The organism is Streptomyces sp. A 4/2 (genome assembly GCF_940670765.1).
Taxonomy (GTDB): domain Bacteria; phylum Actinomycetota; class Actinomycetes; order Streptomycetales; family Streptomycetaceae; genus Streptomyces.
Map to the genome: position 1 here is coordinate 38,277 of NZ_CALNVW010000039.1, position 20,075 is coordinate 58,351.

General features: G+C 68.1%; 19 protein-coding genes. 3 read left to right on the forward strand and 16 right to left on the reverse strand.

The window, feature by feature from the left end:
• Window positions 1-29: 29 nt before the first annotated feature.
• The 10 genes from NBY69_RS28380 to NBY69_RS28425 form a co-directional block, all read right to left on the reverse strand.
• Complete coding sequence (locus NBY69_RS28380) at window positions 30-854, reverse strand: DUF692 family multinuclear iron-containing protein (protein WP_250304731.1); 825 nt, start codon at window positions 852-854, stop codon at window positions 30-32.
• Window positions 851-1,492 carry a hypothetical protein gene (locus tag NBY69_RS28385; RefSeq protein WP_250304732.1) on the reverse strand — a complete coding sequence of 214 codons (642 nt, stop codon included), beginning with the start codon at window positions 1,490-1,492 and terminating at the stop codon, window positions 851-853. The genes NBY69_RS28380 and NBY69_RS28385 overlap by 4 nt, the downstream gene beginning before the upstream one ends.
• Entirely contained in the window at window positions 1,489-2,295 is an 807-nt protein-coding gene (locus NBY69_RS28390; protein WP_250304733.1) for a DUF692 family multinuclear iron-containing protein, read from the reverse strand. The genes NBY69_RS28385 and NBY69_RS28390 overlap by 4 nt, the downstream gene beginning before the upstream one ends.
• Window positions 2,292-2,852 carry a GNAT family N-acetyltransferase gene (locus tag NBY69_RS28395; protein WP_250304734.1) on the reverse strand — a complete coding sequence of 187 codons (561 nt, stop codon included), beginning with the start codon at window positions 2,850-2,852 and terminating at the stop codon, window positions 2,292-2,294. Before NBY69_RS28395 ends, NBY69_RS28390 begins: the two co-directional genes overlap by 4 nt.
• Window positions 2,849-3,718 carry an arginase family protein gene (locus NBY69_RS28400; protein WP_250304735.1) on the reverse strand — a complete coding sequence of 290 codons (870 nt, stop codon included), beginning with the start codon at window positions 3,716-3,718 and terminating at the stop codon, window positions 2,849-2,851. Before NBY69_RS28400 ends, NBY69_RS28395 begins: the two co-directional genes overlap by 4 nt.
• A complete protein-coding gene (locus tag NBY69_RS28405) occupies window positions 3,711-5,477 on the reverse strand; it encodes a radical SAM protein (protein ID WP_250304736.1) in 1,767 nt (588 codons plus the stop codon). Before NBY69_RS28405 ends, NBY69_RS28400 begins: the two co-directional genes overlap by 8 nt.
• Window positions 5,474-7,576 (reverse strand): radical SAM protein, encoded by a 2,103-nt coding sequence (locus NBY69_RS28410; protein WP_250304737.1) that lies wholly within the window; start codon window positions 7,574-7,576, stop codon window positions 5,474-5,476. The genes NBY69_RS28405 and NBY69_RS28410 overlap by 4 nt, the downstream gene beginning before the upstream one ends.
• 2 nt (window positions 7,577-7,578) lie before the next feature.
• Complete coding sequence (locus tag NBY69_RS28415) at window positions 7,579-7,866, reverse strand: hypothetical protein (RefSeq protein ID WP_250304738.1); 288 nt, start codon at window positions 7,864-7,866, stop codon at window positions 7,579-7,581.
• A gap of 417 nt (window positions 7,867-8,283) precedes the next feature.
• On the reverse strand, window positions 8,284-9,792 hold the full coding sequence (locus NBY69_RS28420; protein WP_250304739.1) for a methyltransferase: 1,509 nt from the start codon (window positions 9,790-9,792) through the stop codon (window positions 8,284-8,286).
• A gap of 9 nt (window positions 9,793-9,801) precedes the next feature.
• Complete coding sequence (locus tag NBY69_RS28425) at window positions 9,802-10,167, reverse strand: flavin reductase family protein (RefSeq protein ID WP_250304740.1); 366 nt, start codon at window positions 10,165-10,167, stop codon at window positions 9,802-9,804.
• 66 nt (window positions 10,168-10,233) lie between these two features.
• On the opposite strand from NBY69_RS28425, the gene NBY69_RS28430 reads away from it, so the two are divergent.
• Window positions 10,234-10,461, forward strand: coding sequence for an FCD domain-containing protein (locus NBY69_RS28430; protein ID WP_250304741.1), 228 nt, complete (start codon window positions 10,234-10,236; stop codon window positions 10,459-10,461).
• Between the two features lie 838 nt (window positions 10,462-11,299).
• Window positions 11,300-11,740: a hypothetical protein gene (locus NBY69_RS28435; RefSeq protein ID WP_250304742.1), complete on the forward strand. Its 441-nt coding sequence runs from the start codon at window positions 11,300-11,302 to the stop codon at window positions 11,738-11,740.
• Window positions 11,741-12,077: 337 nt separating this feature from the next.
• Here NBY69_RS28435 and NBY69_RS28440 read toward each other — a convergent pair whose 3' ends face one another.
• The 6 genes from NBY69_RS28440 to NBY69_RS28465 form a co-directional block, all read right to left on the reverse strand.
• Window positions 12,078-12,560 (reverse strand): hypothetical protein, encoded by a 483-nt coding sequence (locus tag NBY69_RS28440; RefSeq protein WP_250304743.1) that lies wholly within the window; start codon window positions 12,558-12,560, stop codon window positions 12,078-12,080.
• Between the two features lie 353 nt (window positions 12,561-12,913).
• Window positions 12,914-13,522, reverse strand: coding sequence for a hypothetical protein (locus NBY69_RS28445; RefSeq protein WP_250304744.1), 609 nt, complete (start codon window positions 13,520-13,522; stop codon window positions 12,914-12,916).
• Window positions 13,523-13,995: 473 nt separating this feature from the next.
• A complete protein-coding gene (locus tag NBY69_RS28450; RefSeq protein ID WP_250304745.1) occupies window positions 13,996-15,198 on the reverse strand; it encodes a glycoside hydrolase family 1 protein in 1,203 nt (400 codons plus the stop codon).
• A gap of 71 nt (window positions 15,199-15,269) precedes the next feature.
• Window positions 15,270-16,613 (reverse strand): MFS transporter, encoded by a 1,344-nt coding sequence (locus NBY69_RS28455; RefSeq protein WP_250304746.1) that lies wholly within the window; start codon window positions 16,611-16,613, stop codon window positions 15,270-15,272.
• A gap of 113 nt (window positions 16,614-16,726) precedes the next feature.
• Complete coding sequence (locus NBY69_RS28460) at window positions 16,727-18,481, reverse strand: sulfatase (RefSeq protein ID WP_308409508.1); 1,755 nt, start codon at window positions 18,479-18,481, stop codon at window positions 16,727-16,729.
• 8 nt (window positions 18,482-18,489) lie between these two features.
• Window positions 18,490-19,059 carry a PadR family transcriptional regulator gene (locus NBY69_RS28465; protein ID WP_250304748.1) on the reverse strand — a complete coding sequence of 190 codons (570 nt, stop codon included), beginning with the start codon at window positions 19,057-19,059 and terminating at the stop codon, window positions 18,490-18,492.
• Between the two features lie 89 nt (window positions 19,060-19,148).
• Between NBY69_RS28465 and NBY69_RS28470 the strand changes: the two genes are divergently transcribed.
• Window positions 19,149-20,075, forward strand: coding sequence for a formylglycine-generating enzyme family protein (locus NBY69_RS28470; RefSeq protein WP_374211353.1), 927 nt, complete (start codon window positions 19,149-19,151; stop codon window positions 20,073-20,075).

The following is a 20,075-nucleotide window of genomic DNA, read 5'->3' on the forward strand; positions in this document are numbered from 1 at the left end:
GATCTGCACAGCAGACGGCAGCGGCCGTGTCAGGCTACGGCGCCGATCGCCGTGTGGATGTTGTCGACCGCAGCCACGAAGGCCCCCGGCTCGCGCGGCTCCATCTCCAGGCAGATACCCAAGGGGGTCTCCGTACCGCGCAGTTCGACGACCTGGGCCAGGAGTCGGTACTCCTCCGCCGGGATGTCGGCGAGATGCTGGTCGAGGTACACGGGCCGGCCCCCGTACTCGGCCCTCACATATCCGGCGAGATGGATCTCCGCGACCCGCTCCCACGGGAAGGAGCGGGGCAGGACGGGGCTGCGTCCGTGCACATTGCGCTCGAACTGCAGGACGTGCGAGAGGTCGAGGCAGATCTGTACGCCTTCGTGGTCCGACGCCTCGTCCAGGAACGACCACAGGCACGGGGAGTTCGGAAGCCACTCCAGTGGCGGGTTCTCGACCCGGAACGGAACCCCGCACGCCGCCGCGATCGCGGCGGCGCTCTCCCCGCACCGTGACGCCGCCAGGTTCATGTCCGGGGGACGGAACCACGTGCCTCGGCGCCGGTCGAGGTACCAGAAGCCGGCATCGCTGACGAGTGCCGTGACCTCGTGCTCCCGCACCAGGGACGCCAGCGACTCCACCCAGGGTCCGGCACCCTGTTCCGGCTGGGCCATGTTCATGTCGAGAGGGTGAAGTGTCAGCCCGGAGCCCAGCGCCCGCCGGGTCTCGACCACCCAGTCCGGAACCCCGGCGGCCGTGTGGACGCCGTACTCGACGAAGTCGGTGACCCAGCCTCCCGAGGTTTCTCCGCGTGCGTACTGATCACATGCGGCCTCGACGGCGACTCCGATGCTGACGCCGCCGATCACCGCGCGCCCCCCGCGGGGACGTAGGACATGGAGACGCTGTCGTCGTGCCGACGGAAGACGACGACGCCCGGACGCGGATCCGGCGAGGGCGTCACGTCGAGCGGCGGCACGCGCAGCAGCCACATCAACGGAGCGGACCGGACGAATGTCATGTCGCGGTAACCAGTGACGTGCTGGAGGGTCTCCAGGACGTCGTGGCCCACGATCACGAACTCCTTGCCCCCTCGTTCCTGGATGCCGAGGGCCTCCTTCACGGCCTTCCGCTCCGCGTCGTCCAGATTCTGCGCCATGGGGCTGGACCACATCTCGCAGCGGGCGAGGTCCTTCAACCATGCGGGGTGCTCCTGTGCGACGAAGTGGCGCACGAAGTTCACGGCGTGGGCGAGGGGCTCGGTGTACGCGTTCTCGTACTCCCCGGACTCGCAGTAGGGCCGCAGTCCGTCGAGGGATCTGAACGAGGACGCCACGGCCACCGCGAAGTTGGGCGCCCACCGGGAGAGGTCGTCGACGACCTGTGCCATGAGGCGAGCCCAGGCGAGGTACTCCGTCGTCGTCTCGTCGTGCGGGGGCCGCCGGACCAGACTCCGGAAACAGTCGGCCTCCGGCACGTCGCGACCGACTTCTTCCGACGTGGTCATGCCATTGCCCTCTCAATCGCGTCGAGACCGCGGTGCTGGACCTCTGCTGGAGCCAGTTCGGCCTCGTAGGTCACCCAACCAAGCTTCGGGGTGCGCTTCTTCACGATCCGTAACACCTCAAGACAACCCCCCAGCGGTGGGACGTTGTGGTTGTCGAGCAGCAGCCGCCGGTCGCCGTACCCGACCTCGCTCAATCCGGCGATGTGCGCCACCCGGACCGCCTCGAACGGCACCCGGTCCACCTCCCGCTCCACATCCAGGCCCTCGTTGACGCACGCGGCGTAGAAGTGCCCGATGTCGAAGCAGAGCGTCGCTCCGCGCTCGGCCAGTTCCTGCATGAACTCGCGGGGACTCAGATCGCCGCCGTGGGTGAGGCTGAAAGGGTTCTCGGCATGGACCGGGGCACCCAGCTTCGCCGACAGCCCCTGGACGTTGCGGGCGATGCGTCCGGCGACCTCGCGGTCGAGCAAAGCGGGGCGGAACCAGAGGTTTCGCTCGCCTCGCCCGCCCAGCCTCCAGAAACCGAAGTCGGTCACCATGTAGCGCGGCTCGGTTCCCGCGTGGTTCTCCGCGATCAGCCTGGCCTCGTCCTCGATGTCGAGGACGTCGGGCAATTCGACCGACACGAGGTGCCGGGTCATGTCGCTGACGATGCCCTCTTCGAAGAGGTGTCGCATGCCGGGGTCGTTCGCCGGCGGGTGGTGACCGCCGTACTCGACATAGGAGACCCGCCGGTACACGGTGTCGTCCAGGTGTCCCAGAGCGGGCACGAAGTCGGAGACGCTGATCCCGATCCTGGTCAATTCTTCCCGCCCTTCCATTCGTGCCGCAGCAGTCCGAAGATCACCTCGTCGACGCGCTGTCCGTCGCGCAGAATGTTCTCCCGCATGACGCCCTCGCGTACGAAGCCCACACGCTCGAACAGCCGCAGGGAACGTGGGTTGTCGGCGAAGACCTCCACCGTGATCCGGTCGAGACCGAGCACGTCGAAGGCGTGGTCGACCCCCTGCACGACCGCCAGATGCCCGTAGCCGCACCCCCACAGGTCCTTCTCGCCGATGACGATGCCCAGCCGGCACCGCCGGTGAGCCCGTTCGATGAGCGCCAGGTGGAGGAAGCCGATCGGCTCCGCACGGCCTGCGAGCCCGATCGCGAGGTGGACGATGTCGTCGCTGGGACGCATCCAGCGCTCCAGCGTCGCGACGACCTGCTCACGGGTGTACGTGTGCGTCCCGTCGTCGCTGAGCCGTTGGATCTCGGCGTCGTTCTTCCACCGCAGCAGCGGTTCGAGGCTCGCCGACGTGTGGGGCCGCAACTCGACGGCGGCATCGGTCACCTGGGCCGCTTGCCTCTCGTTCATCGCGTCTTTCGCTCCTTGACGAGTTCATGGATACATCGCATCGCGATCTCGGCAGTCTCACGGTGGGCGGGATCGGGCACGAGCTCCGACACGTCGGCACTCACGACAGTGCAGTTGTCCGCGATCCAGGCCATCACGCGTCTGACCTGCTCCGGGGAGGCTCCGAAAGGCTCCTTGCTCCCCGTGTTCGGGACGTACACCGGATCGAGTACGTCGACATCCAGGCTGACGTGCACCTTCCTGCCTCTCAGCGCGGACAGCGCCCCCGGGTCGACGTCGCGGATGACCGTGACGGGGCCGCCGGGGCCGTAGGGATCGTCGTAGGTCGTCCAGGCCCTCGCGCCCACATTGACCACCTCGCGGAAGGCGCCACCGGCGGCGAGCGCCGCCACGAAGTTACCGTTGTGCACCTCGCCGGATCCGTCGAGATGTAAACCCAGGTCCAGATGGGCGTCCAGGTAGACGTAGGTCAGATCCTGGTGCCGTGCGGCCGCGGTGACGGCCACCGGATAACTGACCGTGTGGTCGCCTCCGATGACGACGGGGACATACCCGGCCGCGAAGACCGTCGAGTAGATCTCGGAGATTCCGCGGACCATGTCGCCCGCGTCGCCGGAGAGGATGCCCACATCGATGGCAGAGGGCCGGTACCGGCGGGTCCAGGGCCGCATCCGGGCGGACCAGCGCCGGACGAAGGTGGCAGCCCCGTCGGAGTTGTCGCCGAACCTCCGCGAGATGTCGAGATCGACCCCGAAGAAGCAGGCCGCCGCGGACGGGGCGCTCGCGAGCCCACCGAGGGGAGTCACCGCTGCGCCCCCGAAACCCACCAGTCCGGTGCCGTCCGGATCGTCGGACGCCTCACCCATCGGCGCCACCCTTCACGAAGTACGAGAAGGGAGCGGACTCGCCCGGGATGCTGAGGCTCAGGTCCGCGACGGTGTCCCTGACCGCACGGTCGCCGTCCCACCGGTACGGAAGACGAATGACCTTCCGCCGATCCGGAGCCTTCCGGCCACCGGCGCGCGCGATCTCCAGCTGATAGGCGGCCGTCTCGACAGCCGTCCGCAGATCCGACAGTCGCGTCTCCAGCTCGGGCGTCATATCGGTCCGCACGAACCGAAGGTGATGCTCACCGTGGTCGTTGGTGGTCCTCTGGCCGTTGAGCACGACGAGGTTGGCGCTCTCGGGGGTGAACGCGAGCGGGGCGTGGGGGGTGAGCCCGAACGAATGAATGCCGAGCGATTCGACGTACTGGAGAATCTCGTCGAGCTTCTCGAGGGTCTCCTCGACGTGACGCAGCTGCATCCTCGGGTGATCGAAGATGAGATTGGCCTTCACCTTGATGCCCTGCTCACGGGCCAGCCTCATCGACCGCAGGATGTCGGTGTACGTGTTGCCCTTCTGCATTCCTTCGAGGACTTCGTCCGCCAGCGACTCGACGCCGATCGTCACCAGGTCGACGCCGCACTCGGCCATGGCCTCGAAGTGGTGGGCCTTCGCCTTCGGTTCCGCACGGATCGAGCATTCGAGTCGTGCTCCGAGCTCACGCGGACGACCCGCGCCGGCGTCGGCGAGCAGACGGAAGTAACCCATCGGCACGGCGTCCGAGATCAGGTCGATCCGCGACACCCCGCGTTTCTCGACGAGTTCACCGATGTCGTGCACCACGTCGGTGGCCTGCCGGAAGAAGGCACTGACCTTGAACGGGTCCTGGGAGGCGAGGAACGGGTAGTCGCAGAAGTCGCACTTCCCCCAGTAGCAGCCCTCCGAGACCAGGACCGGATAGATGCGCTCCTCAAGGTATTCCGAGCGTTCGACCAGGTCGTACGAGAGGGCACGGACCATCGTGCGGAAGGTGCCGCCCTTCGCCTTCGCATGGCGCAGTGCGCCCGCCGCGTCGAGGTAGGTCGCGTTCGCCACTTCGTCGGCGCGGCACTCTCCGCGCACGAATGCCGCCAGGCTGGGGAATTCCCCGTAGACGCTGTACTTGTAGGCGAGGTCGGCGGCACAGACGGTCATGAGCTGTTCGAGCGCCAAGTCGTCCGTCAGCTTGATCGCCGCTCCCCCGAGCACGATCCGCCCGTCGAATCCGGCGCCGCGAAGTCTCCCGCACAGCTCGGCCGCCGCCTCGGTCTGCGTATGGAACAGGGTCGAGAACGCGATGTGGTCCGGTTCGCGCCGCAGGATCTCCTGGCAGAGCTCGTCCATGGCCCTGCTGAGCCACAGGTCGCGGAACTCGGGGTCGGGCACCTCTGACCTGGGGTTGACGAGGAGTTCGTGGACGGCGTTCCAGTCGACTCCCGCCCTGGCACCACTGATCTTCCCTCCACGGCAGTAGTCGCTCTCCAGGAAGGACAGGTACCGGCCGATCCGGGTGAGGTCCCCCGACTCGAGCGCGTCGTGCGAGAGTTCTTCGGCGGTGAGTGCCTTGAGCCGGGATGTGACAGCAGCCCGCACGACATCGCTCTGCAGCCAGTCGAAGAAACACAGGTTGGCGTCGAAGAATTCGACGTCCACACCGTGGGGCGCCAGTGCGTACTCGAGCAGCAGGGGAGCCAGCGGCGGACCGTTGAGCATGCTCACCGCTTGCGGCGGAACGACGACAAGGAGCTTGGGCTGTGTCATGTTGTCTCCGCCGGCAGGAACATCGCCAACGCGTTCTTGATCAGGAAGTCGAGCAGGATCTGTACCTGCCGGGAGAGGCCTCCCCGCGCGTCGATCCGCAGCCATCCACCGCGGTCGAACAGGGTCGCGAAGAGCTTCGCCCGTTCGCCTTCGAGGACGACCGCGCGCCCTGTGAGTCCGCTCAAGAGCGTGGTTCCGTTGTGGTCACTGTGGGAGTGGTAGAAGGGGATGACGTCGAACGCTTCCCAGGTCTGCGCATATCCCCACTGCGGTATGGGGAACGGCGCCCGGGAACACTTCTCGAAGTACAGCAGGCTGTGCAACGTGCAGGTGGCACCCAGGAACGGGTACGGGAATCCTCTGACCAGGCGAAGCGCGTGCTCGAAGTCGTCCTCGGGGTAGGCGTCGACCGGTTCGCGGTGGCTCCAGTCCAGCTCCCACGGAATGGCCGGGTCGCCGGAGGGGTCGTAGTGGACATCGATCCCGTAATGATCGGGCCTGAGAGCGATGTCCGCCCCCGGGGTCAGCCCGAACTTCCCCAGCGCGACAGTCGCGGCGGATTCGAGCAGCGCCTCCGCGGTGTCCAGTGTCACCTGGGCCTGGCGGCGTGTCTCCCCGGGATGTCCGGTGAAGCCCATCAACTGCACGGGGATGCCGGCATCCGCGAACGAGCCGACCAGCGACTCCAGACGGAGGACCTCCGTGCCCTTGTTGATGATGTCGAGGACGTCCTGGTCGGTGCTCTCCATCCCGAACGCCGCGCCGAGGCACCCGGCACGGGCGAACACCTCGGTGTTCTCCGTCCGGTAGCTCTTCTCGAGCCTGAAGTCGGCCATCCACTTGATGTCCAGATCACTCGCGATGAGCGCCTCGGAGATCTTCAGGGCGTAGGCCGGCGACAGCACGTCGACGGCGAAGAAGAAGTGCTCGGAGTACTTGGACGCGAGTTGCAGGTCCTCGATGACGCGTTCCGGTGTACGGGTACGCCACGGCGACGTCGGCGTGTTCATCGCAAGCCCGTAGTCGCAGAACGAGCACTTGTTCCAGTAGCACCCGCGAGTCGGCGAGTAGAGCGCACCGGGCTTCGGCGAGGCGTACAGGTCGTAGTCCCACACACCGTAGTTCGGGGACGGCAGAGCATTGACGTTCTCGAAGAAGAACCTTTTCAGCGGGCGGGGGTCCCGGACGTCGACGAGATTGTCGACGTCACCCAGTTCGGCCCCCCGCTGGCAGTGGTCCGCCAGACGCTTGATGGGCGTCTCGCCCTCGCCGGTGACCAGGTAGTCGACGGCGAAGTCGAGTGCCTTCAGTTCGGTCACGTCGTCGATGTACTTGTAGAACTTCGCGGCGATCGGTCCGCCGATGACCACCGGGACACCGCGTCGCTTCAGGCGGGCCGCGAGGGCCAGGGAGTGTTCGAGCTGGGAGATGAACGGGATCGTCAGACCCACCAGGCCGGGGCGCATGGCCGCGATCCGGTCGGCGTGGTGATCGTAGAAGGCGTCCACGACATCGATGCCGAAGCCGGCCTCGATCTCGCGGCGCAGGGTCACGAGGTTGATGCGATCGTGCTCCATGCCCGGAGGCGAGGCGCTGCTGAACGTCCGGTAGACCGCGGAACGGGACAGCAGGGTCATCAGCCTGGGGAGCAGACTGAGTTCGCGCACGGCATCGAGATATGCCGGGAGTTCGTAGAAAGCCTTCTCGTCGCGGAGGGTCGCGAACGCCCGCTGGAAACGCCGGCTGTCATCGAGTGTGTCGATGAAGAACGGCAGGAGGGAATCCTCCTCGGGTTCGGCTTCGAGCCGCCGGACACAGACGGCACGCAGCTGCTCGACGACCGGAGGCGACATCATGTAGTGCCAGAACTCGATGGCGAGATCCCGTACCACGTAGGAATGCCCCGAGTCGTCCAGCGTACCGGCGAGATAGGAGAGGCTGTGGTAGGGCTGAGTGATGTCGGTCGTCCCGCAGCTTGTGAGGTAGATGACCGACTCGTCGCCGGAAGCGTGCGCCGAACGTGATGTCCAGTCCTTGTCCTGCCGGTCGAGGACTTCCCGGACGGCGCGAGGCAGGAGGTCCTCGATCCGGACAGTCATACTCAGCGGTCGTACTGCACTGCGGAGATGGAACCAGGCGCGATCTCAAGGGCCTTCACGACACGCACATTGTCCGCGTTCTCGAGGTCCGCGGACGCCAGCATGTCGTCGAGCTGCTGGACCGTGAAGGTGGACCGGCCGTCCTGCGCCGGGGCGCTCGCGGACGCGGCCGTGGCACCCGTCGCCGTCACAGCGGCGGCGACAGCGACGGTCGCGGCAGCCGCGGCAGCCGTTCGGATGATCTTGTTCTTGCCCTTCTCACCGCTGGACGGCTTCTGTTCGTCACTCATGGTGCTTCCTCTCTGTCGCCTTCCGAGTCGCTCTGCTGAGCGACAGGGGACCTTGATAGCAGCACCTCAAAAAGCGCACAAGGGCATGATTGATCGTCAAGTCGCTTACTGGCTGCACCACTTGGGTTGATAGAGAATCAAGTCAGCCTAGTTTTCCGGCGGCTTCGCGGAGTTCCGCGAAGGTCGGGCAAGCGGACCGGCGGACCGGTCACGCCGGTCGCGCGTCTCCGCGTCACGAGTGGACCGTGAAGGCGTGAGCGGCGGCCGAGCCGGCGGCGAAGCCGTGCGGACCGATGCGGCCACCGGTACTCCCGCCACCGCAATCGTCCGAAAACAAACACCGTTCCTAGCGGTGGAGCCGAAGGGAACGATCGGGCCTCCGGCCGGTAGGTGATGCCGCTTCGGGGATTGTCCGCCTCAGTCGTCGCGGGAGCCCCCGGCCGGGGGCAGGTCGCCCAGAGTGAGGGCGCCTTGCCGCACGAGCTCCCGGGCGACGGACTCGAGCGCACTGCCCCGGATGACGCCCCAGTGCACGTCGCTGGAGGCTGTCGCCTGCCACAGCTTCCTCGTCAGGTCGCTGATGTCCATGTCGGCCACGTAGTCGTCCTGGGGCGCGACGAGTTGGTGAGTCTCGGGACCGCCGGGCGGCGCCGAGGACACGAGGTGAACGGCGGGGTTCGGCCGCAGGATGCCATCCGTGTGTCCGTCCAGGTCACGGTCGAGGAACCGGAAGTGGTCCACCACATGGGAGCCCGTCGGCCGCGTCACGGGGCCGGCGATGCTGACGGTCTGGACAGTCCCCGGGCGCGGACCGCCGCCGGGCTGCCTGCGAACGACGATGTACCCGGTGTGGACGGTGCTGATCCCGGCGTCACCCAGGGCGTCCACCATGCGCGCGGCGTACTCCGTCCGTTCCCTGGTCGTCGGGGCGTGTGACGCATGGGTGTCCGCGTAGGCCCAGACCCGGAACTGACGCTCGACGAGAACCAGGACGTCGAAGCCGTCCTTGGCCCCGAGCCACTCCCCGATCCTTCGGGGCAGATCTTCGAGGTTGAACAGGTCGGTCGTGATGGACATCAGCCCGCCGGGGGCCAGGACCTGGCGGGCCCCGGACACGATCTGCACGAGAAGCCGTTCCCCGTCCGGTCCACCGTCCCGATAGAGCAGGTGAGCGCCCTCGGGAACCTCCGGCACGAACGGGGGGTTGGAGACGATTCGGTCGAACTCCCGTTCCGAGACGGGTTCGTGCAGATCCCCGAGGACGAAGGTCGTGTTCTCGATGCCGTTGAGGGCGGCGTTGAACCGGGCGAACCGGATCGCCCGGGGGTTGATGTCGACGCCCACGACCTCGTCGCTGTACCCGCTCGCGACCAGTGACTGGATTCCACTTCCCGAGCAGAGGTCGAGTGTCCGCTTCGCCCTGCTACGAGGCGCGACGTTGGCCAGCCCTGCACTGTCGTAACCGATGTACATGACACGGTCACTGAGATCGTCGGCGCCGGTCCACCAGTCGGAGTAGCGACCCGTATCGGTCGCCAGCAGGAGGTCGTTCACGCACGTGATGTGGACCTGGGAACGAAAGCCACCGTCGGCTTCGTCCAGAACCCCCAGCGAGAGCAGCACGTCCAGGGAAGGTTCGCTCAGGAGGGCCCTGCCGGCCTGTTCGTCCACGGCCCTGTCGAGCAGGAAGAGCCTGACCGCGGCCGCGAGAGGGTCCGCCCCGAGGACATGCTTGTCGAGGTGGTGGAACGCCGCGGGGTGGAGGTCGAGCACCGGCATCCCCAGCAACGCCCGGACACCGGCCTCGTCATAGCCCGCGGCGCGGAGGTCATCGCGCACGGTGCCGATCGCCGCCCGGTCATCGGAAGTCATCGTCGCGAAGACGGCTCGGCCGTGGTGGCGGTCGCTGAAACTGTCGAGCGTCACGGTTCCGTTTCACCTCACCTCAGTTGCTGCCGCACAGCATCCGTGACCAGTGGCCCGGATGGCCCGGTCGGCGGCGCCGCTCATGGTCGTCTCCCACTCGATCGAGGTCAAGGCGGTCGTGCCCAGGCCGTCCCTCGCATAGCCCGAGTGCGTGCCGAAGGTGCGGTAGCCATAGACCAGCGGTGCAGCCGTACGGGAGTCGGCCGAGGTGACGGTGCCGATCAGGAGCAGGTGGTCGCCGCCTTCCCCTGCGCGGTCCAGGTCGCAGACCAGCCATCCAGGAGCGGCAGGGAGTCGCGGTAGCCCCTGGTCGAGTTCCCAGGCCGCGTCGGTGATCCGGTCGATGTCGCGGCGGGCGAAGGCGCTCACCGTCATGCCGAAGGGGGTTCCCTGCTCGACGGTGGTGACGACGGTGACGGGGCCGCACGCATCCTGGAGATCATGGAGCGGATGCGGGACGAGACCACGATCCACCACCGATGGGTGGCCACGTACTACTCCGGCACGGTGGCCCGCATGGCGGCGGAGCACCACGAGCTCTCCGAGGCCGCCCTGGCCCATGACGCGGAGCGCGCCGCACGGCTGATGCGTGAGCACATCGAGGGCGCCCTGCACGAAGCGACCGGTGACCCGCTGCGTTGCGCGTCGCCCTCCGCAGCCTCGGCCTGACCTGCGGCCCGCATGGCTTCACGACGTCCGGGATACCCGGACGCCCCGAAGCCTGCGATCGAACCGGGAAGCGGGGGCAAGCTCCTCAGCTCGGCAAGCCCCCCTCAAGAACCTGCGCCCCGTTCCGGTCGAGGATCTGCGCCTTCTCCACATCGTTCAGCAGCAGCGAGGACGTGATGAAGTCGACCGCTCCGGCAACGGGCACGGGGGTTGTTGCTTCCCAGCACCAGTCGGTCGACGCCGACCGAACCCCGTACGACGTCGAAGATCCGAGGGTCTTCCTGAAGGCTGGTGTCGTACCGGAAGCGCCGCAAGCGCCGCATGGCGCAGCCGGGTTCCTCGTACAGCTCGGGTCGGGTCGCGCGCAGGGACGGCGTCCCAGTGCTGCGCCAGGAGCGGGATGGTGCCTCCGGTGACCGCGGTGACCAGGCGCACCCGGGGGTAGCGCAGCGGAATCCGGGCCGCCACCAGACGGCACGGGGCCACGCCCACCTCCGTCGGACGACGAGGGCGGGCGCCGACCCGTAGTCCCCACTCCCCATGCCCATGCAGGGCGTCGTACCGGGGGTGGATGAAGACCACGGCCGAGCGCGCGTCGAGCGCCTCCCGCACCGGGCCGAACTCCGGCGAATCCAGGGGCAGTCCACCGGCCGACAGCCGAGCAGGTAGTCGCAGCCACCGCGGCCCCCCTCCGCATGTCACAGACGGTCGAACTGCCCGCGTGAGGGATTCCGCCGGTCCCGTGTGGCCTACAGGCATTGCAGCATCGTTGGCCGATGTCAAGACTTTGCCGGGCCCTGGTGCGCGGGGTGGCAGCCGGGCAGGCTAGTTTGCTCGGATGAGTCTCCTTGATGATGTGGCCGAGCGCGACGGCTGGCGGTGCTGGGTGTGTGACGAGGCGGTCGACCCCGACGAGTCGGTGAACGACCCGCGGGGGCCCAGCGTCGACAGCCGGACCGCCGACCGAAAGGCCAAGGTCGCCGAGCGGCTCGCGCACCGCGCGTGCAACACCCGCAAGGGTGCGGTCAAGGCGGTCATCGCCTGGCCGGACCGCCTGTACGTGGTCGAACCCGCGCCGCTGATCACCGTTGCCGGGAGGCTGGAGCGCAAGGGGGGCCGCGAGATGGTGGGCCGTTGTCCGACCATGCGGGACGCCCAGGAGGCAGCGGATTGGCTGGTGGACCGGTTCTCCCGACTCGTACCGGGACTACCGGTGACCGCCGACATCGAGCCGGGCGGCGGCCAGTTCCTCGTCACCCTGGCCACCGGCCGCCGCTGACCAGGAATCACCAGCGCGCGCTTGCGCAGAGCTGAACAGCCGGCCCACACCGACCTGCCCTGACACGAGCTGACCCACACCGACCCGCCCTGACACGAGCTGACCCACATCGCTCGACCGTGCCCAGCTCGGGTCGGTGTCGCCAGTTGCCGCAGCCATGACGGGGCCGAACCGGAAACGTAGCGCGTGCTCCGCGGCCTGGAGCACGTCCCGCTGCCGCCGCCATTCCTTCACGCCGAGGCCGACGCCCTGTACGACACGGGCGTCGGCGTCGACCGTATGGCCGGCCACTTCCCGTCGGGGCGATTGTGCAGCCGGTCGCGGTCAGCCAGTCTCCTCAGCTTCCCGTGCAGCGGCTGATGCGGCCCTCACCGCGGTGCCTCAGCCGCCCAGAGCCGAAGATTTCCCCGGCGCCCCACTCCACCGCGGTCCGTACGGTCCACCCCGCTGCCGCGTACGCGTTGTCGCGGTCCCGTGCCTCAGCGCGTGCGGCTTCGTCCTCCTCGGGAGCGAGGACGACTCCGATGAGGTGGGCGGGCCAGGCCAGTTCGGCGGGCCAGGCGGCTTCGCCGAGCTCGAATCCGGCCTCGGGAGCGGGTACGGCGGAGCGCAACAGCGCCTCGACCAGCTCGGCGAGCCCGGGCTCCTCCACCAGGTAGTCGACGACTTCGTCCCACCCCGGATCGCGCACGGCTCCCGTCGCCGAAGCCGCAGGCCGCGGAGGCGCGACGGGAGAGGCCGCCGCCCCGGCTTCCTCGGCCGACCGCTCCGACGCGGGCCGTTGCCGCCGGGACTCCAGCCAGCCCACGCCGCCCGTCACGGCCAGCTCCACCGGGTCGAAGCCCGGAAGTTGACTGCCCGCGAGCTGGACGCTGTCTCCCTCACCTTCGTTGAGGAACTGGAGCGGTGTAGGCGGTGACCGCGGGAATGAGGATGCGCAGCGCCTCGCTGCGCAGCTCGTGCGCGAGCAGCAGCTTCACAATTCCGGGACATCTGAGGGCCTTCGGGAACCAACGTCCCTCCACCCCTCCCGGCTCTCACATGAGCGAGCCAGGAGGGTCTCGCCGAGGTCTGTGGGGAGGCTCGGGTATAGGTCGGCCCTGCGTTCCCAGATCTGGCGGCCGGTCACTGCCCGGGCCAGGCTCGACTCCCGGATCCAGCCGAGGTGTTCCTCTACTTGCGGCAGGGCGTGTCCATGTGCGCCTCGATGAGGGCCCGCACATCTGCCTCGACCTCAGCAAGATGCGGCATTGCCTCGATTAGGCCACCTTTCGTGTTGAACAGCTTCAGCTCCACCACTCCCCCTTCACGACCACGATGCCAGACGGCGACGTCGCGGACCGCAGGGTTATTTCCGCGAGGGAAGTCTTTCTCGTCCCACTCCACAGCAAGCCATTGGCGCAAGGGCGCCTTCGCCTTACACACGAGCCGTGCGGATGGTGTTGTGCCCGCTGAGCGGCGCCAAGCCCTCGCTGTCCAAGATGAGGGCGCCGGTAACGTGGCTGTCCTGGTCTCGGTTGAGGGAGCATTCCAGGTGAGCTTGGCTCGATTGACAGCCACGACCTCGGGGTCGGCCGGGCCGTTGGCCTGGTCGAACTCGGCGATCAGGTCGTTCAAGCTGTCGCGCTCGACCTGGCGCTGTGCGGCCCTTTCGAGGTACGCAGATACGCCACGCTTGCCGACCCGACCACGAATAGCCTGCAGGGTTCCGACGGTGAGGGAGACGGCGATCCTGCTGGCGGGGCCGCAGCCGGGGAAGAAATCCGTGTCGCCTTCAGCCATGGGATGAGTGTGGCATTCCCAGGTTCAGGGCGAGGGCGATGCCCAAGTCCGCCCCGCGTCTCTCTGTCAGTACGCGAAAGCCGCCTCCGAGCACCAAGTCATCCGGGCGCGGAGGCGGCTTTCACACACCTGACGAACAGTCAGATCTTGGGCCGATGTGCGTCAACCGTGCGTCAGAAGGGCCTCACGTGCGTCGAATATGCGTCAAGATATCGCCCGTAACGCCCACAGCGCACATAATGCACACTCGGCGAAACCGCAGGTCAGGCGCCCTTTGTGACCGGCTCAAGGATGGCAACGCACTCCACATGATGCGTCATCGCGAGACATGTGGAACAAAACATGCGCAAACAACGCCCACGTCGAGGACGAGCCGAGCGTTGTGGCACCGGCCCCCTCCGGCGAAGATCTGGACACGCCCGTTCCCCGTTCCGGTCCGACTGTGTGGCTGCCGCCGCGCCCGCTCAATGCCCTCACGCCGTACCGGGCAGCGCGCGGGTGCGGCCGATGGCGCCGAGCCAGGCGGCCGAGGGCTTGGGGGTGCGGACGAAGGTCTCGCGGTCGACGGCTATCAGGCCGAAGGTCGGCGCGTAGCGGCCCCATTCGTAGTTGTCCAGGGCGCTCCAGTGGAAGTAGCCGCGGACGTCGATGCCGTCCCGCATCGCGGCGGCCAGGGAGTCCAGAGCGCCGGTGGTGTAATTGATCCGGCGGGCGTCGTCGGCGGTCGCGATGCCGTTCTCGGTGACGATCAGCGGCGTACCGGTGGCGACGGAAGCGCTGTGCCGCAGGGCATGGCCGAGCGCCTGCGGATAGTACTCCCAGCCCATGAGGGTGCGTTCCGCGCCCTCGGGTACGGGCAGCCGACCGTTCGGGCCGATGAGTGTGCGCGTGTACGCCTGCACTCCGAGCCAGTCGTCACCGCGGGCCGCTTCGAGGAAGACGTCCACACGCGGGTGGCGGAATGCCGCGGCGACATCCTCGGCTCCGGGCAGGGGCTGACACACCAGGTTGGCGACGGACCAGCCGGTACTCACCGGTGGTGCCAGGGACTTGACCGTTTCGACGGCGCGGGCGTGCGCCCGTATCAGGGCTTCGGTGGTGGCCTCGTCGGGGGCCGGCGGGTCCTCGGCGAAGTTGACCGCCTGCCCTGAGGCGAGGGCGGCCTGGGCGGCTGCCATGACGGCGAGGATGTTGGGCTCGTTGATGGTGCACACGTGTGCCACGTCCGTGGCGTAAATGGGTGCGGCTGCGGTGAGGTAGCGGGCGAAGAGTTCGTCCGATCCGGCGGCGGCCCAGCCGCCGCGCTGGGCGAACCAGCGGGGTGCGGTGAAGTGGTGCAGGGTCACCATGGGACGCAAGCCCCGTGCGCGGGCGCCCTCGACCATGCGCCGGTAGTGGGCGATGGCGGCGTGCGAGAACTCGCCCGGGGCCGGTTCGATGCGGGCCCATTCGATGCTGAACCGGTAGTCGGTGAAGCCGAGTTCGGCCAGCAGGTCCATGTCCTCGCGCCAGCGGTGGTAGCTGTCGCAGGCGTCACCGCTGGGTTCTTTGACGTAGGGGATTCCGCTGTGCTCGAACTCCCACCAGTCGCTGTTGGTATTGCCGCCCTCGATCTGGTGGGCGGCGGTGGAGGCGCCCCACAGGAATCCCTCGGGCAGACGTCGCGCTTCTGTCATGAGCTGGTTCTCTCTTCTGTGTGGCCGTGTGTGGGAACGATCGCCGCGGGGCAGTGGCCCCCCGGCACGCGTCAGGCAGTGGGGTCGAGGGCTTGTTCGCGGCGCGCGTGCAGTTCCCGCTGGATGCGGGCCACGTCGTCGGCGTACGAGCGGTGAAGGAGCGTCAGGAACGCGCCGTTGATCAGCATCAGGACGACGAGGACCCACAGGAAGACCGTGCGCAGTCCGACGGCGTCGCCGAGGAAGCCGGCGCCGAGGCTGTAGGCGGCCCAGGCGATCGCCTCGACGATGGAGATGTAGAGGGCGAACGCGGCGCCGCGCAGTTCGGGTGGAGTGATGGCCATGATCATGGGGCGGTTGACACTCGGGTTGATGCCCTGGGTCGCGCCCATGAGTGCGAAGAAGACGCAGAACAGGGCAATGCTGTCGTAGTCGAACTGGGTGCCGAAGTAGGCGACGAGGGCGAAGACGAACTGGGCCGCCTGGAGAACCGCGACCAGTCCGTGGCGCGGGCTGCGCCGGGTAGCCCGGTCGGCGGCGACGCCGCCGAGGAGCGTTCCGAGGAAGTAGCCGACGCCGAAGGGCAGCAGCACGATGGATGCCTTCTGGGTGCTGAAGCCGTAGACGTCGACGAGGAAGACCACGCCGAAGGTGCCCACCAGGAGGTGTCCGGACAGGAGGCGCGAGACGAGGAGGATCACCAGGCTGCGGATCTCGAGGAGCGAGAGCGCCCGGGTCCAGGTGAGTTTCGCGTGGCAGTCGCGGGTGGTGTGGTCGAGGTCGGCGAGCTGCTCCTCGGCCGCGCCGCGTCCCGGGTCGTGGAACCCCAGCCAGAGGGCGAGGCCCAGCAGGATGTTGAAAATGCCGATGCCCCACAGGCCCCAGCGCCAGCCGTCGTCGGCGTCGGCCAACTGACCCTTGAGCGGGCCGATCACGGCAGTGACCAGGGAGACCGCGCCGTAGACCACGCCGACCGCGCGGCCCCGGGACGAGCCGCCGAAGAGGTCGCCGATCAGCTCGGTGACGATGGGGTTGGCGGCAGCATAGCCCGCCGCCAACACGGTGTAGAGAACGAGGAGTTGGGTGAAGTTCTGCGAGAAGCCCGCGGCCACGCCCCAGACGCCCCAGAGTCCGGTGGCCACCACGAGGACGCTCTTGCGTGACCAGCGCTGCGCCGCCCACACCCAGAAGGGGCCGGTGAAGGCACCCACGATCTTGGCTGCGGCGGTCAGTATCCCCAGCGCGCCCAGCGAAACCCCGAGGGACTGCCGGATCAGCGGGAAGAGGCTGCTGACCAGGCTCGCCTCCGTGCTGTCGACCAGCATCGTGCCGCCGAGCAGGGACAGCTGTCGCCAACGCCCCTCGACCCGGGCCTCGGCTTTGGGCGTGACGGTGCTCTGGCTAAGCTCAGGCATCGCGCCTTCTCTTTTCTCTGCGTTCTTCTTGGCGGGAGATCGGCGGGAGGGAGAGGGCAATCGCCGGTGACGGGGAGGCAACCCCGTCACCGGCTCAAGTAGCCGCAAGAGCCTCAGAGTTGAGCGAGTTCCTCGGCCACCAGGCGCAGGTTCGACGGCGGGAACAGCGCGCCCGCCATCGCGGCGACATCGATGAGCGGGGTCGCCCCGATCATCTGCAGGAGCTCGGAGTCGGCGACGCCTGGTAGGTGCCTGCGCAGCACTTCGACGGCGACCGGGTCGGAGATCAGCGCTACGAGGGGCGTACGCAGCGAGAGACGGCCCTCGGGGAAGTCCTCGGCACGGGGCAGCGGTTGGGCGGCCCGCTCGGCCTGCTCGCACTGGGCCCGTACCAGGAGGTGCTTCTCGGTGACCGGGCCGTGGGCCGGCAGACCGAGGCGTTCGTACTGGCTGGGTGGGGCGTCATTGGTGCGCATCAGCTCCACCAGCAAGGTGGCCATGCGCAGTTCGGCGGCGTCGTCGACCAGCGGGGTGTGCTGCTCGGGGTCGGTCTCCAGGTCGAAGAGGAGCGTGCCGTGGTGGTACGGGTTGACGAGGGTGCGGCCCGGGACGCGCAGAGTGCACACGTTCTTGGTGAAGTCGAACGGCTCGGCCAGCTCCAGGTCCACGAGTTCGGCGGGCGAGAAGCGGCCCCGCATATGGGTCGGCATCAACGTGTGTTCGTACAGGGGCGCGTTGTCGGATGAGGCGGGCGCCCGCATGTAGACGTAGCGGCCGTCTGTGACGTTGACGTGTCCGCCGTGGATACCGAACAGGCCCGCCTCGCGCACCGGGGTGTCCTCGGCGACCGGGAGTGGTGCGCCCTGCATGTCGCCGGGGCGGTCGACGCCGAAGAACTCGAGGAAGGTCGGCGCCACGTCCACGGTCTGCACGAGCGCCGAACGCCGTTCGCCCGCGACGCGGTTGCGCGGGTCCCAGGCGAACAGCGGCAGATGGACCAATTCGTTGAACCAGGGCTGGACGCTCTTGCCCCACCAGCCCTTCTCGCCGAGCAGCAGCCCGTGGTCGGTGTTGACGATGAGCAGGGTGTCGTCCCACAGCTCCAGCTCGTCCATGGTGTCCAGGACCCGGCCGAGCGAGTGGTCGCACATCGACAGGAGCGCACCGTACTCGAAGCGGGCGTGCTCCACCTGGCCGTCGGTCTCGACGACGCGCTTGTAGTCGGGCCAGTCGAAGTGCGGTCCTTCGTAATCGTGCGGGTAGAGGTCCTTGTACTGCTGGTGGCTGAAGAACGGCTCGTGCGGGTCGAAGGTCTCGATCTGCACGAACCACCGGTCGGCGTCCTGGTTCGTGCGGACGAAGTCGAGGCCCGCGTCGAAGGTGAGGGTCTGGGGGTGCCGGTCCTCGGTCGCCATGTGGGGGCGGTTCACCCAGTCCTGGCGGTAGGCGGCACCGAAGCGCACCCGCTTCAGGTCGTCGGGTATCTCGGGGTCGGCGACCTGTCCCTTCCACGGGTCGCCCTCCTGCCCGCGGAAGAACTCCCAGGTGTTGTAGCGGCCGTGGTAGGTGGCGCCGCCGTCCTCCCAGTAGTGCGGGTGGTCGCTGACGAGGTGGGTGTAGACGCCGTTCTGCTTGAGGAGTTCAGGCATCGAGTCGTCGAAGGGTTCGAGCGGTCCCCAGCTGCGGTGCAGGAAGTTGTGCCGCCCGGTGTGGAGTTCGCGGCGGGCCGGCATGCAGGGCATCGATCCCGCGTACGCGTTGTCGAAGGTGACGGCCTTCTCGGCGAGCCGCGCGAAGTTCGGAGCGTGGGTCCAGTCCCCTCCGTACGGTGGCAGCATGTGCCGGTTGAGGCTGTCGAACATCACCATGATCGCCCTCATTGGACGGGTTTCCCTTCTGTCAGGCTGCGCAGGGTGTGCTCCAGCCAGGCGACCCAGCGGTCCATGGCGGCCGCGCCGAGCATGTGAAGAGCGTCGTGGACCTGCCGGTCGAGGTCCTGGTCGAGGCCGGGTGCGGGGTCCTCGTAGAGGAGAGTGCGGTCGCGGTCCCGGTTCTTGGCGATCTGCGCGCGGCGGTGGTCGAGTTCGGTCCCGACAAGCTGGATCGCGGCGTCCTTGTCGAGCGGCGCCGCGACGCTGAACCGCGCGAGGAAGTCGATCTCCTGGAAGCGGCTGGGCGGCTCGTAGGGCGAGCGCACCCAGTCCAGGAGGACCTCGCGCCCGCGCTCCGTGAGTCGGTACACCTTGGCGTCCGGGCGGCCTTCGCGCGCGTCGACCTCGTGCCGCACCCAGCCGTCCACCTCCATCTGCCCGAGCTTGCGATAGATCTGGCTGTGGTGCGCCCGCGCCCACAGGAACTGCCCTTCGATCTCGAGCCACTTGCGCAGGTCGTACCCGCTGTAGGGACGACGGGCCAGCAGGCCCAGCAGGACGTACTCGAACTTCACGGACGTGGACTCCCTGAGTACGGAGGCTGTGTGCGACGCCTCATTTCTATGTGCAGTTTCACCTAGGTGAGAATTCATATACTCACGTCATGGAGACGTCAATGGGATGTTGCGTACCGGAAACCCGGATCTGCTCGACAGGATCGCTGCCCACGCCGGCCCGCGTGCCGATCGCACACGACCAAGTCACCCTCCCCGGGGACGAGTTCCTCATGGGGGACGCCTTCGACGAGGGCTATCCGGCGGACGGTGAACAGCCCGTGCACGCGGTGCGCGTCGCCCCGTTCGCCATCGACGTCACGGCGGTCACCGTGGCGATGTTCGAGACGTTCGTCGCCGACTCCGCGTACGTGACCGTCGCCGAGCGGGAGGGCAGCTCCGCCGTGTTCCACCTGGCGGCCGCCGCCGAGCGGGCGAACGTCCTCGGGGCCGACCCGGCCGCCCCCTGGTGGTTGGACGTACGGGGAGCCGACTGGCGCCACCCTCACGGCCCGCTGTCCGCCGCTGAGCCGGACCACCCCGTGGTGCACGTGGCGTGGGACGACGCCATGGCGTACTGCGCGTGGGCGGGCCACCGCCTGCCGACCGAGGCCGAGTGGGAGTACGCGGCCCGCGGCGGACTCGAAGGCCGGCGCTTCGCATGGGGAGACGAACTCACCCCTGACGGACGGTGGTTGTGCAACATCTGGCAAGGCCGCTTCCCGTATGCCAACACCGGTACGGACGGTTGGCTGGCGACCGCCCCGGTGCGCTCGTACCCGCCCAACGGCCTCGGCCTGTACGAGGTCGCCGGGAACGTGTGGGAATGGTGCGCGGACTGGTTCGCCGCGGACTATTACGCGCGCTCGCCCTCGACCGACCCCAAGGGACCGGAGAGGGGCGAGCGCCGTGTCATACGTGGCGGCTCCTACCTGTGCCACCACACCTACTGCCACCGCTACCGCGTGGCCGCCCGCTCGGCCAACACGCCCGCCTCCAGCAGCGGCAACTGCGGGTTCCGGACGGTCGCCGGCTGA

Excerpts from the sequence above, each read along its gene's own strand:
- NBY69_RS28435 (WP_250304742.1), top strand. The coding sequence starts at position 11,300 with ATGAGTCTCCTTGATGATGTGGCCGAGCGCGACGGCTGGCGGTGCTGG.
- NBY69_RS28415 (WP_250304738.1), bottom strand. The coding sequence starts at position 7,866 with ATGAGTGACGAACAGAAGCCGTCCAGCGGTGAGAAGGGCAAGAACAAG.
- NBY69_RS28470 (WP_374211353.1), top strand. The coding sequence starts at position 19,149 with ATGGAGACGTCAATGGGATGTTGCGTACCGGAAACCCGGATCTGCTCG.
- NBY69_RS28395 (WP_250304734.1), bottom strand. The coding sequence starts at position 2,852 with ATGAACGAGAGGCAAGCGGCCCAGGTGACCGATGCCGCCGTCGAGTTG.
- NBY69_RS28450 (WP_250304745.1), bottom strand. The coding sequence starts at position 15,198 with ATGACAGAAGCGCGACGTCTGCCCGAGGGATTCCTGTGGGGCGCCTCC.
- NBY69_RS28445 (WP_250304744.1), bottom strand. The coding sequence starts at position 13,522 with ATGGCTGAAGGCGACACGGATTTCTTCCCCGGCTGCGGCCCCGCCAGC.
- NBY69_RS28455 (WP_250304746.1), bottom strand. The coding sequence starts at position 16,613 with ATGCCTGAGCTTAGCCAGAGCACCGTCACGCCCAAAGCCGAGGCCCGG.
- NBY69_RS28425 (WP_250304740.1), bottom strand. The coding sequence starts at position 10,167 with ATGACGGTGAGCGCCTTCGCCCGCCGCGACATCGACCGGATCACCGAC.
- NBY69_RS28400 (WP_250304735.1), bottom strand. The coding sequence starts at position 3,718 with ATGGGTGAGGCGTCCGACGATCCGGACGGCACCGGACTGGTGGGTTTC.
- NBY69_RS28385 (WP_250304732.1), bottom strand. The coding sequence starts at position 1,492 with ATGACCACGTCGGAAGAAGTCGGTCGCGACGTGCCGGAGGCCGACTGT.
- NBY69_RS28430 (WP_250304741.1), top strand. The coding sequence starts at position 10,234 with ATGGAGCGGATGCGGGACGAGACCACGATCCACCACCGATGGGTGGCC.
- NBY69_RS28410 (WP_250304737.1), bottom strand. The coding sequence starts at position 7,576 with ATGACTGTCCGGATCGAGGACCTCCTGCCTCGCGCCGTCCGGGAAGTC.
- NBY69_RS28460 (WP_308409508.1), bottom strand. The coding sequence starts at position 18,481 with ATGGTGATGTTCGACAGCCTCAACCGGCACATGCTGCCACCGTACGGA.
- NBY69_RS28405 (WP_250304736.1), bottom strand. The coding sequence starts at position 5,477 with ATGACACAGCCCAAGCTCCTTGTCGTCGTTCCGCCGCAAGCGGTGAGC.